Here is a 16,365-nt window from a genome sequence, read left to right as displayed (position 1 = left end):
TAACGGTATAACATTATAGGATAATCCGATGGAAAAGCTCCCCGTCACCGTGCTCTCCGGTTTCCTCGGCGCCGGCAAGACCACCCTGCTCAACCATGTGCTTACAAACCGCGACGGCCTGCGCGTCGCCGTCATCGTCAACGACATGAGCGAGGTCAACATCGACGCGGCCCTGGTGCGCGATGGCGCGGCTGGGCTGTCGCGCACGGAAGAGCAGTTGGTGGAAATGACCAATGGCTGCATCTGTTGCACGCTGCGTGACGACCTCCTGAAGGAGGTGCGCAACCTCGCCGAACAGAACCGTTTCGATTATCTGCTGATCGAATCGAGCGGTATTTCCGAGCCCCTGCCCGTCGCCACCACTTTCGATTTTCGCGACGAGGCCGGCGAAAGCCTCGCCGACGTTGCCCGGCTCGACACGATGGTGACGGTCGTCGATGCCGCAAACCTCGTCGCCGACTATTCCTCGCTCGACTTCCTTGCCGACCGTGGCGAGACCGCGGGCGAAGGCGACACGCGCACGTTGGTCGACTTGCTGGTCGAGCAGATCGAGTTCGCCGATGTCGTCGTCCTCAACAAGGTCGGCACCGCCACGCCCGAGCAGGTGGACGCGGCCCGCAAGATCATCGTCGGGCTCAACCCCGATGCGCAGCTGATCGAAACCGATTTCGGCAAGGTCAGGCTCACGGACGTGCTCGGCACCGGCCGCTTCGATCTCATCAAGGCCGAGCAGCACCCGCTCTGGTACAAGGAGCTGAACGGCTTCAAGGACCACATGCCGGAGACCGAGGAATACGGCATCCGCTCCTTCGTCTATCGCGCCCGTCGCCCCTTCGACCCCATGCGTTTCCAGGCCTTCCTCAACCGGTCGTGGCCGGGCGTGCTTCGCGCCAAGGGCTTCTTCTGGCTGGCAACCCGCCCGCACCATGTCGGCGAACTCAGCCAGGCCGGCCCGCTGGTGCGCACCGGCAAGATGGGATTGTGGTGGTCGGCCGTCCCGCAGGAACAATGGCCGCGCGAGCCTGGGTTTCTGGCGGCGGTCGGTCGCTATATCGACCCGGTCTGGGGCGATCGCAGGCAGGAAATCGTCTTCATCGGTGCAGACCCGATGGATGAGGCCAAGCTCGTCGCCGAGCTCGACGATTGCCTGATCGCCGACGAGCGTTTCCGCCCCGAGCGCTGGCGCGACCTGCCCGATCCCTTCGCCAACTGGTCGCCGCGGGCCGCCTGATGGCAGATGCCGTGCGCGCTCCACGCCGACCGCGTTTCGTCTGCATGGCGCTCAATGCCGCCGGGCGCCCGGTGCCGATGTTCGATCCGTTTCTGGGGGACGGAACCGCGGACGAAGAAGCTCTGGAGCCTGTGGGCGAAATCGAAGGCTTGTTGTTTGGTGAACGGCAGAACCCGCGCGCCGGTCACCGATAAAGCCAAGGGGCGGCGCAAACACGCCGCCCCTTGGCTGGAGGCTAAGGACTTTATCAGCGCGCCGTCGAAAGGCCGACGATGACGCCGGTTGCGAGGCTGATCAGCAGGAAGTCGTTTCCGGAACGGACCCACTGCTGGCCGCGCGGCGGCGGGCGCAGCCTGTAGTAGCGGTAGTCGCGCACTTGGGCCATGTGGCGGCGCTCGGCCGGCGACAGGCGGTGGCCGCGCGCCCAGCGTTCCTTCTTCTTGACGATCACCCGCTTTTCGATGGTGACGGTCTTGTCGACGTGGCGATCCACACGGCGGTCGATGTGACGGTCATAGTCGCGATCGACAGGTCGACGCGAACGGTCATAGTTCTGCGCCACCTCGAAGGATCCTGCCGGCTGGGCAAGGGCTGCGACCGGCGTGATCAGAACCGAGCTGGCGACGAGCGCGATCAGGAGACGTTTCATTCGGGTGTCCTTTCGTTGTCTGCACCCGAAAATTAGACCCCGCTTCCTGAACCGAACATGAAGCTCTACATTACAATTGCGTAATGATATCTGTGCCTTATTCAATAATACTAATGTTAGTCACCCCTGCTCCGTGAGATTGACGTAGCGGAAGCGATCGAAATCGGCGGCCCGGCCCGCGCCTGAGGTGTCGAAGGCGAACAGGCCCGCAAAGGCCCCGGTGAAGGAGCCATGCTCGCCGCGCCCGCCCTCGTCCGAGACGACGCCGGCATCGAGAACCGGGCCGACCGGCGTCCAGGCTCCCGCTCCCGCAGGCCGCCAGGAGAACTGCAGGTCGTTGTCGCGGATCTCCATCGCAAGCTCGACAGGCCCGTCGGGAATGGCAATGCCGCCACCAACGGGGAATTCCAGCCGCCCGTGTGGGAAGTCGCCCGGGCATGAAAGAATGGTCAGCGCCCGTCCCAGCGTCTCGTGCCAGGTGACGCCGAGCGCATGGAACTTGTGGCGATTGTAGTAATGCGTGAGGCCCGCGACCTGCTGGTAGGTTTCAGCCACGAAGTCGACCGTCGTCTCGGCGCGGAAGGAATGATGCTCCTGCCTGCGCGCGACAAGCGCCTGCTCGAACCAGCTGCCGATACTTTCGCGGCCAAAGAGTCTGACATGACCGGGACGGCGCTCGAGCGAAAAGATCCGCTGAGGTTCGGGCGTGCGCAGCCACTGGAACTCGGCCGGAAGCGTTGCTTCATCGAAATCTGTCTCGACGACGGTCGCGGCCCACACCTTCTCCGCCGAAGCCGGCGCTGGCACCAACACCTCCGGCACCGGTCCGCCGTTTGCGAGATAGAGCCAACCATCGTCACGCCAGACACATTTCTGCAGGGCCGTCTCGCGACCGAGCGTGCAGCGCCGCTGCGGCGCGAGCGGCCTTCCCGTCAGATGGGTGTGATAGGCCTGGCCATCCGGCGTCTCGACATATTGTCCGTGGCCTGCCCGCTGCAACGGCGCTTCCGGGTGATCCTTCGACGTGATCAGATAGGTGTCCGGGTGCATCTCGTAGGGCCCCTCGATGGTGCGTGAGCGCGCCATCGTCACCGCATGGTCGTAGCCGGTCCCGCCTTCGGCGGTCGTCAGGTAGTACCAGCCGTTTTTCTTGAACAGATGCGGTCCCTCGACAAGCCCGAGCGGCGAGCCGGCAAAAATGTTCTTCACCGGGCCGACGAGCCTCCGCGTGCGCTCGTCCCACTCCTGCAGCAGGATGCCGTCGAAGGCCGGATGTTTCGGCGAGCCGCCAAAGCTCTCCGTGCGGTGGTTCCATTGCATGTTGAGAAACCACTTGCGGCCGTCATCGTCGTGAAAGAGCGAGGGATCGAAGCCCGAGGAATTGACATAGACAGGATCCGACCAGCTCGCCTCGACCGCCTCGGCCGTGACGATGTAGTTGTGCGCATCCTTGAAGTTCCCGTCGAAGCGCTTGACGTCGGTGTAAACCAGCCAGAACAGCCCGTCGTCGTAGGAAAGGCACGGCGCCCAGACACCGCAACTGTCGGGGGTGCCGCGCATGTCGAGCTGGATCTTCCGCTCCAGCGGCCGACGCACCAGGGTCCAGTTCACCAGATCGCGCGAATGATGGATCTGCACGCCCGGATACCACTCAAACGTGGAGGTCGCGATGTAATAGTCGTCACCGACGCGGCAGATCGAAGGGTCGGGATTGAAGCCCGGCAGAATGGGGTTGCGGATCATGGTGGTCATTGGTCTGGCGTCCTCCCTTGGCGGCGCCATCCGATCTTAAAAATCATACAAATTCAAGCCTGCAACGTTACAGTAAATCACCCCTCAGCTTTGATGAGCAAGCTTTCCACATCGATTCGAGTCACATGCCTGCCGCAGAAAAAGACTGGTGCTCGCGTAAATCCGGCAAGCCCAACCGGATTGCACAAACAATGTGCAGCATGCACGGGCGCCCCATTCAACTTTAGTCGGAGGCGACTGAACTATACGGGAAAATCGCGCCTCAGGCTTGAACGCGCGCTTGAAATCGGCACTCTGGCTGTGCTTGGCACAACAACCATAATAGCCATCGCGGGGAGGAAATCGATGAGAGCTTTGCTCGGCTTCAGCCGACTTATAGACACGATCACGGAATTTATCGGCAAGAGCGTTTCCTGGTTCATCCTGGCGGCCGTGCTCGTCAGCGCCGGCAACGCCGTGATCCGCAAGATCTTCAACATGTCGTCGAACGCCTGGCTCGAGGCGCAGTGGTACCTTTTCGGCGCCGCCTTCATGTTTGCCGCTGCCTATACGCTCAGCCAGAACGAACACATCCGCATCGACGTGGTCTACGGCCAGTTCTCGCGCCGCGTACAGCACTGGATCGACCTGTTCGGCCACGTCTTCTTCCTGATGCCGTTCGTACTTCTGGTGCTCTACTATCTCTTTCCCTATGTGAAGATGTCCTTCGTTTCGGGCGAGGTGTCCTCCAGTGCTGGCGGCCTGATCATCTGGCCGGCCAAGGCCATCCTGCTCTTCGGCTTCCTCTTGCTCGCCTTCCAGGGCGTGTCCGAAATCATCAAGAAGATCGCGATCATGACCGGCAACATGGAAGACCCGACACCCTACGTGCCGACCCATGCGCCGCTTGACGATGCCCTGTCGACGGAGCCGCGCCCATGATCGAATTCATTGCCGAAAATCTGGCGCCGATCATGTTCGCGTCGCTGATCGTGTTCCTGCTGTTGGGATACCCGGTCGCCTTCTCGCTCGCCGCCAACGGCCTGCTGTTCTTCATCATCGGTGTCGAACTCGCACCGCTGTCGGACTCGATCAACCTCTCCTGGCCCCTGCTCAACGCGCTTCCTGACCGCTTCTGGGGGGTGATGTCGAACGACACGTTGCTCGCCATCCCCTTCTTTACCTTCATGGGGATCGTGCTCGAGAAGTCGGGCATGGCAGAAGACCTGCTCGATACCATCGGCCAGCTCTTCGGCCCGATCCGCGGCGGTCTCGCCTATGCGGTCATTTTCGTCGGCGCGCTGCTTGCAGCCACCACCGGCGTCGTTGCCGCCTCGGTCATCGCCATGGGCCTGATCTCGCTGCCGATCATGTTGCGCTACGGCTATGATCGCCGCGTGGCCTCGGGCGTGATCGCCGCCTCGGGCACGCTCGCCCAGATCATCCCGCCGTCGCTCGTGCTCATCGTTCTTGCCGACCAACTCGGCCGCTCCGTCGGCGACATGTATGCCGGCGCGCTGATCCCGGGCCTCGTCCTGACCGGCCTCTACATGGGCTACATCCTGCTGATGTCGTTCCTGAGGCGCGACTCTATGCCGGCACTGCCGCTCGAAGCCCGCACATTGGGCTCCGGCGTCACCTCGCTTGCAGTCGCCCTCGTCGTCGCGGCCGCGTTTGCCTACGGCGCTCACGTCTATCTCTACCCGACGCACGGCGCCAATGCCGACATCCTGGGTGCGACGGCCGGCGTGGCCTTCATCTATGTCGTCGCCTTGATCGACAAGAACTTCAAGATCAATGCGATGTCGAGGCTGGCGCAGCAGGTCATCATCGTGCTGATCCCGCCCTTGGCGCTGATCTTCCTGGTGCTCGGCACCATCTTCCTCGGCATCGCGACGCCGACAGAAGGCGGCGCCATGGGTGCTGTCGGCGCCTTGATCATGGCGGCCGCCAAGGGCCGTCTCAACATGGAGGTCGTGCGCGGGGCGCTGACGGCAACGACGAGGCTTTCGGCCTTCGTGCTGTTCATCCTCATCGGTGCGCGCGTCTTCTCGCTGACCTTCTACGGCGTCAACGGCCATATCTGGGTCGAACACCTGCTGACGGCGATGCCGGGCGGCGAGACCGGATTCCTGATTGCCGTCAACCTGCTCGTCTTCTTCCTGGCGTTCTTCCTCGATTTCTTCGAGCTTGCCTTCATCATCGTGCCGCTTTTGGCGCCCGCTGCCGATAAACTCGGTATCGACCTCATCTGGTTCGGCGTGCTGCTCGGCATCAACATGCAGACGAGCTTCATGCACCCGCCCTTCGGCTTCGCGCTCTTCTACCTGCGCTCGGTCGCGGCCAAGGTGCCGTATCTCGACAAGATCACCGGCAAGAATATCCAGCCGGTCACCACGGCCCAGATCTACTGGGGTGCGGTTCCCTTTGTATGCATCCAGATCCTGATGGTGGGCCTGACGATCATGTTCCCGCAGATGGTCATGCACTACAAGGGAACGGGTACGGCCGTCGATCCGAACACGATCAAGATCGAGGTTCCGGGCTTCGGTGCCGGCGGTGGCGGTCTCGGCCTGCCTGCCGACGGCGGCGGCCTCGGTCTTCCCGGCGGCCTGCAGCTTCCAGGCGGCAGCCCGCTCGACCAGAAGCCGGCAGACCAGGGCGGCGCCCAACCGCAGACAGCACCCTCAAACGACCTCAGCCAGCCGCCGTCGTTTGGCAGCCCGGGTGCCCAGCCACAGACGGCACCGTCAAACGATCTTAGCCAGCCGCCGTCGTTCAAATAGGGCGGCAGGTACCAACAGAGAGGGCGGCCCACGGGCCGCCCTTTGCTATTTGGCAAATATGGCACCTATTGACTGCCCACGAGCCTTTGCGGTGTGCTTGTTACACGGAGGTCACCCCAATCTCCCTCATCCTCGCCCTCGTGGCGGGGATCCAGCGACCCGACGTCCGTCGGGTAAAAAGACCCTTTCGGCTCAAGGACTTGAGCTGACTGGATTCCTGTGACGAGCACAGGAATGAGGGATACGTTGAAGGTGATCAGCTACAGCCCCTTGAATCGCCTGCATTTTGGCCGCCACCAAACCGACCAACGACCCCGCCCCGCCTCACTCCAGCCGCTTGGCCGGATTCTCGCGATACCAGTCGACGATCATTGGCATCGCCTCCTCGAAGGGACCGCCAACATAGACGTTGAGCAGGCCCATGCGCTCCGTGCTCTCATTGCGGAAATCATGCATCGTCCCGCGCGGAATGACGAACAAAGATCCCTTGGGCTTGCTGTACCAAGTGTCGCCGACAAGCACGCTGGCGGTACCCTCGATCACATAGAAGATCTCGTCATTATCGTCATGGCTGTGGGCACCCGGCCCTTCATGCTTGGCATCGAGCCACCATTCCGAGACGGAAAAGCGGCCCGCCGTTTCCGCTCCATCGGCTTTGAAGACGGCCCTGATGGCGCCCATGTCATAGCGGCGGCCCTCGTCGGGGCCGAGCACGATCGATTGGCCTTCGCTTGGCATGACACCTTCTCCCTTTCGGTTGAGGCCGCAACCATACCACGAAAGCGCTCAGGCTCCGCTTCTCTCTTCTCGCAAGCGTACGCCGCGCGAAAGACACGCCTGCCCGCGGTAGCAGCCAAAACGACAAGGCCGCCCGCAACAGACGTTGCGAGCGGCCCTTGATCGGTCTGAAACGGGCTTCAAGCTTAAAGCTTGCCGCCGCGCTGCTGGATCATCATGAAGGTGTCGTAGTTGTATTCGGCGATCTGGGCGTTGAGGTAATACTCGCCGCGGAAAGCCTTGATCGAATCCCAGATCTTCTTGAAGGTCGGGTTCGAGGCTTCCATCTCCGCATAGACTTCGTTGGCCTTGTCGAAGCAGGCCGACAGGATCTCGGCGCTGAACGGGCTGAGCTTGGCACCCGAAGCCACGAGGCGCTTGATCGCCGCCGGGTTCAGGTAGTCGTACTTCTGCAGCATGTTCGCGTCGGTCGCCTGGCAGGCGGTGCGCAGCAGCGACTGGTAGTTCTTCGGAAGCGCGTCGAAGGCTGCCTTGTTGAACATGGCGTGGACCGTCGGACCACCTTCCCACCAGCCGGGATAGTAGTAGTAGGGCGCGACCTTGAAGAAGCCGAGCTTCTCGTCGTCATAGGGGCCGACCCATTCGGCAGCGTCGATGGTGCCCTTTTCCAGCGCCGGATAGATGTCGCCACCGGCGATCTGCTGCGGCACGACGCCGAGCTTCTCGACGACCTTGCCGGCGAAACCGCCGATGCGCATCTTCAGGCCCTGCATGTCGGCGACCGTCTTGATTTCCTTGCGGAACCAGCCACCCATCTGCACGCCGGTGTTGCCGCCGGGGTAACCGACGAGACCCTGCGTCGCCAGGAACTCATTGAACAGGTCGATGCCGCCGCCGTGGTAGTGCCAGGCGTTCATGCCGCGCGCGTTGAGCGCGAAGGGAACGGCCGCACCCAGCGCCCAGGTCGGGTCCTTGCCCCAGTAATAGTATGCGACCGTGTGGCAGGCCTCGACCGTGCCGGCAGCAGCCGCATCGGCCGCCTGCAGACCGGGTACGATTTCGCCGGCTGCGAAAACCTGGATCTGGAACGCGCCGTCGGTTGCTTCCGAGACGTATTTCGACAGCACTTCGCCGCCGCCGTAGATCGTGTCCAGAGACTTCGGGAACGACGATGCCAGGCGCCAGTTCACCTTCGGATTTGCTTGCGCAAGGGCCGGCGTTGCAAGTGCGGCAGCACCCGCTGCCGCCAAGCCGCCAAGGCTTGCGTTTTTCATGAATGAACGGCGATCCATGGTTCCTCCCCTAGTTCTCGCCAAAAGGGCGGGTGCATTCTGCACCACCACCCATCAATCCACCCCGCCCCTTCCCGGACAAATGGTGGCTCTCCTCCTCGTTACCCGCCGAAGACGACGCAAATCGGCATCGCAACCGCCAGGCATTTTCGCACCTTACAGAAACACCGGACCAAGTCCAGAAGCCGCCTTCCGGCACACATTCGACTTTTGTCTAATGCGCCGGAAAGCGATGGCTTTTGCCTAAAATGCAGGCAAATCAATGTTTTCAGGCAAAATCAGAGCTCGGCTGACTTGGCCCAGAGATTGATGTCCGCCTCGCGCGCATAGAGGTCGATCTCGGCCAGTTCGTCCGCGGTGAACGTGTCGTTTTCGAGCGCCTTGACGCAATCGACGATCTGTTCCGAACGGCTGGCGCCGATCAGCGCCGAGGTGATCCGGCCGTTGCGCAGCACCCACGCGAGCGCCATCTGCGCCAGCGTCTGGCCGCGCTTTTCGGCAATGCCGTTGAGCTTGCGGATATTGTCGATGATCTCCGGCCGGATGAAGTCCTTCTTGAGGAAGTGGTTCTGGGCCGCCCGGCTGTCGGAGGGGATGCCGCCGAGATACTTGGTGGTCAGCATCCCTTGAGCCAGCGGCGAGAACACGATCGAGCCGATGCCGAGGTCTTCGAGCGTGTGGATCAGACCGTCGTCCTCGATCCAGCGGTTGAGCATCGAATAGCTCGGCTGGTGGATGAGGCAGGGCGTGCCGAGGTCCTTCAGGATCGCGGCGGCCTCGCGGGTACGCTGCGAATTGTAGGACGAGATCCCGACATAGAGCGCCCGGCCCGAGCGCACGATATGGTCGAGCGCGCCGCAGGTTTCTTCAAGCGGCGTTTCCGGATCGAAGCGGTGCGAATAGAAGATGTCGACATAGTCGAGGCCCATACGCTTCAGGCTCTGGTCGCACGACGCGATCATGTACTTGCGGCTGCCCCACTCGCCGTAGGGTCCGGCCCACATGTCGTAGCCGGCCTTTGACGAGATGATCAACTCGTCTCGCAGGTTTGCGAAATCCGTGCGCATGATCTCGCCGAAGGCCGTCTCGGCCGAGCCCGGAGGCGGGCCGTAATTGTTGGCCAGATCGAAATGGGTGATGCCGAGGTCGAAAGCCGTGCGGCACATGTCGACCTTGCGGTCATGCGGCGTGTCGCCGCCGAAATTGTGCCAGAAACCCAGCGAGATCGCCGGCAGCTTCAAGCCCGAACGGCCGAGGCGGTTGTACTTCATGGTGTCGTAGCGGTTTTCCGCCGGTAGCCAGGTCATCGCAAAAATCCTCCGCGATCCGTGTCCGAATGGCGAACCTTTCCGCCACCCTCAAAATGAAACGGTTTCCGTCGCGGCTGGCCGCAACGGAAACCTCAATTCACAAAGGTCTAAACCTGTCCGCTGTCGCTATGAAGCGGCTGCGACGCGATTTCCCGATATTTCTTCCTGTGGCTCGCGCAACAGCGCCCGCGCCTCCTCGATGCCGAGGGCGGCCGGCTGGGTGCAGGTGGTGGAAAGCTCGATGAATCGCCCTTCCTCGCCGGATTTCAGGATCGAGACCATGACGTCGACGCCATGCAGCGCCCGGTCGAGCGAGCAGCGGGCGTCGCGGCCTTCGAGGATGGCGAGCGCCATGTCGGCAAGGCCGGCGGTGCGATAGTTCGCCATCGGTCCCTGCGGATGGTCCTGGTTGGCGATACCGAAGGGATGATCCCAGGGTTCCAGCGGCTGGATGTTCTTGTCCTGGCCGCTGATCTCCACGGTGCCGCCGAAGAAGTTCGGATCGGGCACATAGAGGGAACCTTCGGTGCCGTAGAGCTCCATGTTGGCGTGGCGGTGCGACCAGACATCCCAGCTGGCCGACAGCGTGATCGTCGCCCCGTTCTGGAACTCGAGCAGCGCATGGATGTTGGTCGGCGTCTTGACCGGGATCACCTCGCCCTTGCGCGGCTCGCTGGTGATGGTGCGGGTCGGGTTGGCCATGGTCGTCAAAGCCGCCACGCGCTTCACCGGCCCGATCAGGTTGATCAGGTTGGCGATGTAATAGGGGCCGAGATCGAGAATCGGGCCGCCGCCGGGCAGGAAGAAGAAATCCGGGTTCGGATGCCACATCTCCATGCCCGGGCTCATGACGTGGCACGTGCCCGACGTCACACGGCCGATCTTCCCCGCGTCAACAGTGCTGCGGGCAAGCTGGTGCGCGCCGCCGAGGAAGGTGTCTGGCGCGCAGCCGACCGAAAGGCCCTTGTCCCTGGCGATCGCCCGGAGCTCCTCGCCCTGTTCGAGCGTGAGCACCAGCGGCTTTTCCGAATAGACGTGCTTGCCGGCTTCGAGGATCGCCTTTGAGACCGGATAATGTGCGTCCGGGATCGTCAGGTTGACGACGATGTCGACATCGGGATTGGCGAGCAGCGCCTCGATGCTCTGGGCCCTAACGCTATATTCGGCCGCTCGCGCCTCGGCTGCCGCCGGGTTGATGTCGGCGCAGGCGACGACCTTGATGCCCTTGAAGAGCGGGGCGAGCTTGAAGTAGGTGGTGGAGATGTTGCCGCATCCGATGATGCCGACGCCAAGTTCCTTGGTCATGGATAAACCTGCTTCTCAATAGGATTGGATGGAGGCGAGCGAACGCTTGGCGAAGCGCTTGAAATCGCTCGGATTATCGTGCTCGGCGATGAAGTAACGCGCCTTCGTGCCGGAAAGCGCTGCAAAGAGACCCTTCCAGTCGACGGTGCCCTCGCCGACGTCGGCCCAGCCGTCCTCGTCCTTCTTCTCGCCCGAAGGCGCGATGTCCTTCACGTGCACGGCAGTGATGCGGTCGCCATATTTTTTGATCCAGGCGATCGGATCGGCGCCGCCGCGGATGATCCAGGCGATATCGGCTTCCCAGGAGAGATCCGGCCCGCCGGCAAAGATCAGGTCCTGCGGAATGCTGCCGTCAGGAAGGGCCGCGAATTCGAAATCGTGGTTGTGCCAGCCGAAGATGAGGCCGGCGTCGCGATAGGGCTTGCCGGCCTTCTGCAGCCGCTCGCCGAAGGCACGCCAGCCGGCGGCATCCGTCGGGCGCTGGTCGGGCATGAGATAGGGGCAATAGATCGCCTTGATGCCGAGCGCCTTGGCGATTTCGAGCACGCGGGCCGGGTCGCTTTCGAGCATGTCCAGGCCGAAGTGGGCGGTCGGCATGGCCAGGCCATTCTCGTCGAGACCTTCCTTGAAGCTCGCGATCTCCGCGTCGCTGAGCGCCGCATAGAGCGCGCCATAACCTTCGACCTGGCTATAGCCGGCCTCACCAAGCGCTTCGAGCACATTGGCGAAAGGCGGGAAGTTGCGGGCGCTATAGAGCTGGAAACTGACGTCCTTCATGAAATCCTCCTCGATTTCGTCCCATCGTGTTGGGATTGTTGGGGTCTTGGGATTGATTGTCGGGGTGTTGGGATCACCTCAGCCAGGTGTCGTAGTCCGACACCAGCAGGTGCGTGGGGCCTGCGTCCTCCTCGATTGCCGAGAAGCGACCGACGGGCTCGCGGAAATAGTTGTCGGTAAGGTCATCGTTGACGGTCGAAACCTCGCCCATCAACACGTCCGCACCTTCGGCCCAGAAGGCGTGCCAGTTGCCGGGCAGCAGCGTGACGCTCTCGCCGGCTTTCAGCTTCAGCAACTCCCCGGCCTTCAGTGTGCGCAGCCGCGCGTCGGTGGCGACGACCACGTCGCTCTCCTCGTCGACATTGCCGTCAGGCTTCGAATTGTACATCTGCAGCACCAGCGAACCGCCGCCGCGGTTGATGATGTCCTCGGTCTTGACCGCATGGCGGTGCAGCGGGTTGACCTGATCCTTGGCGGTGATCATCAGCTTCTCGGCATAGACCATGCCGTGGCCGGTCTTCAGGTTGGCGGCATTGCCGTTGCGCAGCGTGAAAAGCACGAGGCCAAGCTGGTCGAAACGGCCCTTGCCGTAATCGGTGATGTCCCAGCCGAGCCGCGCGTCGAAGATCGACGGGCTGTCGGAGGCGACGCGCACCTTCAACTGCTCCGGCGACCAGTAGGCAAAGGGCGGCAGCGTGAAGCCGAAGCTCTTCATGAAAGCATCGCTCTCGGCGATGATATCGTTGACGTGGCTGCGTTTCATGGCGGTCAACCTTTTCCCTGGCAGGATTCGAGATCGAAGGCGGCAAAGCTAGGGATCTCGCCCGAGCCAAGCGGCACCTTCGGCGTGAAACGAACGACCTTCGTCTCGTCGGCCAGGAGGTCGAAGGCATTGTCGGAATAGCGCCCGGCGACATCGGCCTCGATCATCACGTGCAGCGCCAGAGCGCTTGCCTTGACGGTGACGTCGAAAGCGCCCTCGCCCGCCGGCGTCACATCGAGCGTCAGACCGGAGGGCTGCAGGTCGAGCGCCTTGTACGTGCCGTTGACGTGGTGCCCGGCGCCGGACATGCCGTTCGACGCCTCGAAGGACCAGAACACGAGGTCGCCCTCGGGAATGTCGAATGCGGCGATCGTCACCAGCGTGGCGGCCTGGTCCGGACTGCAGGTGCCGGCAGCCGCCGTCAGCGGCGTGCGCCTTCCGTCGAGCGAAACGAGGAAGGTCTGGAGTTCGACCGTCACCGGCTCCGCCGTGTCGTTGACCATCGAGAAGGCGATCTCCCTGCCGTCGGCCGACGGAATTGCCGCGACCGACACCGGCTGGAAGAAGCGGCGCACCATATAGTGCATCGCCTTCCAGCTGCCGCCATAGTCGAGGCTCGACCAGGAGGCGACCGGCCAGGTGTCGTTGAGCTGCCAATAGAGCGTGCCCATGCAATGGGGCTTCAGCGAGCGCCAATAGTCGACGGCGGTTTTGATCGCCAGTCCCTGCTGGATCTGGCTCAGATAGACGAAAGCCGGGAAATCCTTGGGGAAGCGGAAGTAGCGGAACATCGTGCCGGCGATGCGCTCGTTGCCGCCGACATTCTTCTGGTGGCTCTCGATCACGGGCGACGCAATGTTGAGGTCCTTCTCCGTCGCAAACTGCCGGATGACCGGCATCGAGGTGTAGGACTGGAAACCGAACTCCGAGCAGAAGCGCGGACGCACGGTGCGGTAATTGTCGAAGGACTTGTTCTCGTGCCAGACCGACCAGTAGTGCATGTCGCCGGAACCGTCCGCATGCCAGGCGTCGCCGAAGTCGAGATAGCCTGACGCAGGGCTCGACGGCCACCAGATCGCCTCTGGCAGTGCGGCCTTCAACGCCACCTCGATCGTGCGGTTCAAGCGGTCATAGGAGACGAGGTAGCGGTCGCGGTCCTTGCGCGGCTCGTCAAACCAGGTGAGTGCACCGACGAGCTCGTTGTCGCCGCACCAGACCGCGATCGACGGATGCGACGACAGGCGCTTGGCCTGGTAGTCCACCTCGGCCGCAACGTTCTCCAGAAAATCGGGTGTTGAGGGATAGAGGTTGCAGGCAAACATGAAGTCCTGCCAGACCAGAAGGCCGAGGCGATCGCAGAGGTCGTAGAACCAGTCCGGCTCGTAGAAGCCGCCGCCCCAGACGCGGATCATGTTCATGTTGGCGTCGACCGCCGACGTCAGCAGATCCTCGACACCCTCCGGCGTCACCCGTGAGGCCAGCGCGTCGGCCGGGATCCAGTTGGCGCCCTTGCAGAAGATCTCTCGGCCGTTGACGCGGAAGGCAAAGCGGCTGCCCGCCTCGTCCTTGTCGGTCAGAAGCTCGATGGTGCGGAAACCGATCTGGCGCGTCACCTGCTCCTGCGGCACTTCGACCGTCAGCCACGACAGGTGCTGCTCGCCGCTGCCCGCCGGCCACCAGCACTTCGGCCTGGCGACGGAAAAGACATGGGTGATGCGTGTCTCGCCCTTGCCGACGGCGCAGTCGAGCCGCTCGCGATCCTCGTCGAGCGAGAAATGCACAGGCACGATGCCGGGACCATCGGCAAAGAGCGTGACCGCAACCACCAGGTCGACCGAACCGTCGTCTTGCCAGACCTGTTTGGTCGTCATATGCTCGATGCGGGCGATTTCCAGCCGGCAAAGCGCGATCTCGCCATAGACGCCGAGCGGTGCGATCGCGAGGTTCCAGTCCCAGCCGAAATGGCACTGGGGCTTGCGCAACATGTTGCCATTGGCGATCGGCGAATTGCCGGGATGGTAAGGCACGTAGAACGGCTGCTCCGCCTGCCGCCGCGCGCCCTCGGCAATCGAGGAATGCAACACGATGCGGATCAGGTTTTCACCAGCGACAAGCGCCTTCGAGACGTCAGGGCGATAGCGGCGGAAGCAATTCTCCGCTTCGAGTACCGCCACGTCGTTGACGTAGACGGAGGCAACCGTATCCAGGCTCTCGAGGTCGAGATACCAGGAACCGCCGAGATCTTGCGCCCCGACCGACACCGTACGCTCGATCACCCAGTCCTTGTGCGCCACCCACTGCACGTCGTTCTCATTGCGGCCGACATAGGGATCGTCGATCACGCCGGCCTTCATGAGCGCCGAGTGCACGTCGCCCGGCAGCGCGATCGTCAGCGCATGGCTGTTGTCAACGGAGCTGAGCTGCCAATCCCCCTGCAAGTCGAGACGGATGGCAGTGCGGGTGTAGTCAGCAGAGAGCATTATCGTTTCCATCGGTCGACCGGCGACGCCGGCACAGTCATTGCTGGGGAATGCCGGGCAGGTGCCCGACATCGCCCTATTTCTTTACTTCCGCACATGGCGTCTCCGCAAAACCGCTTCACAGTTTTGCGCAACATCTGCCTAGAGCCGGTTCTCGCTTGTCGCATCGAAGATCGAGGCGACAGCCATGTCGAAGGAGAGCGTTACCGTCGTGCCGGGCGCATACCGGCGCTGTCCGGCGATCCGCACCGACATCGATTGGCCGGCAAGCTTCAGCCACAGCAGGTTGTCGGCCCCCATCGGCTCCTCGATATCGACGGCCGCCCGGTGCGAAGCCGCCGCCCCGCTTGCCGCCTCGTCGACCCGTACATGTTCGGGGCGCAGGCCGAGCACGACCTTCTGTCCGTGCACGAAAGGTGCCCGCGAGGGATAGGCCGACACGTCGAAATCGACGCCGTTGACGTGGACGTAAGCGCGCTGATCGCGCAGCTGCAGTTCGCCGCGGAAGAAGTTCATCGACGGCGAGCCGATGAAGCCGGCGACGAAGAGGTTTTCCGGCGCATTGTAGATGGTCATCGGATCGGCCAGTTGCTGGATCACGCCGCTCTTCATGACGGCGATGCGATCGGCCAGCGTCAGCGCCTCGATCTGGTCGTGGGTGACGTAGATCATCGTGTTCTTCAGCGACTGGTGCAGCCGCTTGATTTCCACACGCAGCTCCGAGCGCAGCTTGGCGTCGAGGTTGGAGAGCGGCTCGTCGAACAGGAACACGTCGACATCGCGCACCAGCGCCCGGCCGATTGCCACACGCTGGCGCTGGCCGCCGGAGAGTTCCGAGGGTTTACGCTTCAGAAGCGGCTGGATCTGCAGGATCTCGGCGGCGCGGCTGACGCGCTTGTCGATCTCCTCCTTCGGAACCTTGGCCACCTGCAGGCCGAAGGAGAGGTTCTTCTCCACCGACATCTGCGGATAGAGCGCGTAGGACTGGAACACCATGCCGATGCCGCGGTCCTTGGGCTCCTCCCAGGTGACGTTCTTGTTCTTGATGAAGATCTGCCCGTCGCTGACGTCGAGCAGTCCTGCGATGCAGTTGAGCAGGGTCGACTTGCCGCAGCCGGACGAGCCGAGCAGCACCAGGAACTCGCCGTCCTTGATGTCAAGATTGAGCGTGTCGAGCACAGTGACGGCACCGAAGCTCAACGACAGGTCTTTTACCGATACGCTGACGTTTTGCATGTTGTTACCCTTTCACTGCGCCGGCGGCGATGCCGCGGACAAAAAGCCGTCCGGAGACGAAGTAGAC

The 16,365-nt window shown here is 62.7% G+C and carries 14 protein-coding genes; 4 read left to right on the top strand and 10 right to left on the bottom strand.

The annotated features are described in order from the left end of the window. Window positions 1-28: 28 nt before the first annotated feature. Together VGO12_RS01460 and VGO12_RS01455 are read left to right on the top strand one after the other, a co-directional pair. The gene (locus VGO12_RS01460; protein ID WP_327510973.1) at window positions 29-1,231 is read left to right on the top strand and encodes a GTP-binding protein; all 1,203 of its coding nucleotides are present in this window, start codon (window positions 29-31) and stop codon (window positions 1,229-1,231) included. Next, a complete protein-coding gene (locus VGO12_RS01455; RefSeq protein ID WP_327510972.1) occupies window positions 1,231-1,425 on the top strand; it encodes a hypothetical protein in 195 nt (64 codons plus the stop codon). Before VGO12_RS01460 ends, VGO12_RS01455 begins: the two co-directional genes overlap by 1 nt. 53 nt (window positions 1,426-1,478) lie before the next feature. Here the strand turns inward: VGO12_RS01455 and VGO12_RS01450 are convergent, their stop codons facing one another. Together VGO12_RS01450 and VGO12_RS01445 are read right to left on the bottom strand one after the other, a co-directional pair. Then, the gene (locus VGO12_RS01450; RefSeq protein WP_327510971.1) at window positions 1,479-1,880 is read right to left on the bottom strand and encodes an RcnB family protein; all 402 of its coding nucleotides are present in this window, start codon (window positions 1,878-1,880) and stop codon (window positions 1,479-1,481) included. A gap of 120 nt (window positions 1,881-2,000) precedes the next feature. Beyond that, window positions 2,001-3,632, bottom strand: a complete 1,632-nt coding sequence (locus tag VGO12_RS01445; protein ID WP_327510970.1) for a glycoside hydrolase family 43 protein — start codon at window positions 3,630-3,632, stop codon at window positions 2,001-2,003. Between the two features lie 345 nt (window positions 3,633-3,977). On the opposite strand from VGO12_RS01445, the gene VGO12_RS01440 reads away from it, so the two are divergent. After that, window positions 3,978-4,553 carry a TRAP transporter small permease subunit gene (locus VGO12_RS01440; protein WP_327510969.1) on the top strand — a complete coding sequence of 192 codons (576 nt, stop codon included), beginning with the start codon at window positions 3,978-3,980 and terminating at the stop codon, window positions 4,551-4,553. Next, window positions 4,550-6,397, top strand: a complete 1,848-nt coding sequence (locus VGO12_RS01435; protein ID WP_327510968.1) for a TRAP transporter large permease subunit — start codon at window positions 4,550-4,552, stop codon at window positions 6,395-6,397. The genes VGO12_RS01440 and VGO12_RS01435 overlap by 4 nt, the downstream gene beginning before the upstream one ends. 324 nt (window positions 6,398-6,721) lie before the next feature. On the opposite strand, the gene VGO12_RS01430 is transcribed toward VGO12_RS01435, so the two are convergent. The 8 genes from VGO12_RS01430 to VGO12_RS01395 form a co-directional block, all read right to left on the bottom strand. Beyond that, complete coding sequence (locus tag VGO12_RS01430; RefSeq protein ID WP_327510967.1) at window positions 6,722-7,135, bottom strand: cupin domain-containing protein; 414 nt, start codon at window positions 7,133-7,135, stop codon at window positions 6,722-6,724. Between the two features lie 185 nt (window positions 7,136-7,320). Further along, entirely contained in the window at window positions 7,321-8,427 is a 1,107-nt protein-coding gene (locus VGO12_RS01425; protein ID WP_327510966.1) for a TRAP transporter substrate-binding protein, read from the bottom strand. 278 nt (window positions 8,428-8,705) lie between these two features. Then, the gene (gene mgrA / locus VGO12_RS01420) at window positions 8,706-9,734 is read right to left on the bottom strand and encodes an L-glyceraldehyde 3-phosphate reductase (protein ID WP_327510965.1); all 1,029 of its coding nucleotides are present in this window, start codon (window positions 9,732-9,734) and stop codon (window positions 8,706-8,708) included. Between the two features lie 129 nt (window positions 9,735-9,863). Beyond that, window positions 9,864-11,042, bottom strand: coding sequence for a Gfo/Idh/MocA family oxidoreductase (locus VGO12_RS01415; RefSeq protein WP_327510964.1), 1,179 nt, complete (start codon window positions 11,040-11,042; stop codon window positions 9,864-9,866). Window positions 11,043-11,057: 15 nt separating this feature from the next. Beyond that, entirely contained in the window at window positions 11,058-11,819 is a 762-nt protein-coding gene (locus tag VGO12_RS01410) for a sugar phosphate isomerase/epimerase (protein WP_327510963.1), read from the bottom strand. A 73-nt stretch (window positions 11,820-11,892) separates the two neighbouring features. Further along, window positions 11,893-12,582, bottom strand: a complete 690-nt coding sequence (locus tag VGO12_RS01405) for a D-lyxose/D-mannose family sugar isomerase (protein WP_327510962.1) — start codon at window positions 12,580-12,582, stop codon at window positions 11,893-11,895. A gap of 5 nt (window positions 12,583-12,587) precedes the next feature. Next, window positions 12,588-15,062, bottom strand: coding sequence for a glycoside hydrolase family 2 protein (locus VGO12_RS01400; RefSeq protein ID WP_327510961.1), 2,475 nt, complete (start codon window positions 15,060-15,062; stop codon window positions 12,588-12,590). A 141-nt stretch (window positions 15,063-15,203) separates the two neighbouring features. Beyond that, window positions 15,204-16,298: an ABC transporter ATP-binding protein gene (locus VGO12_RS01395; RefSeq protein ID WP_327510960.1), complete on the bottom strand. Its 1,095-nt coding sequence runs from the start codon at window positions 16,296-16,298 to the stop codon at window positions 15,204-15,206. Between the last annotated feature and the right edge of the window lie 67 nt (window positions 16,299-16,365).

The organism is Ensifer sp. (genome assembly GCF_035999135.1).
Classification (GTDB): Bacteria; Pseudomonadota; Alphaproteobacteria; order Rhizobiales; family Rhizobiaceae; genus Ensifer.
This window is presented reverse-complemented; position numbering and strand designations above follow the sequence as displayed.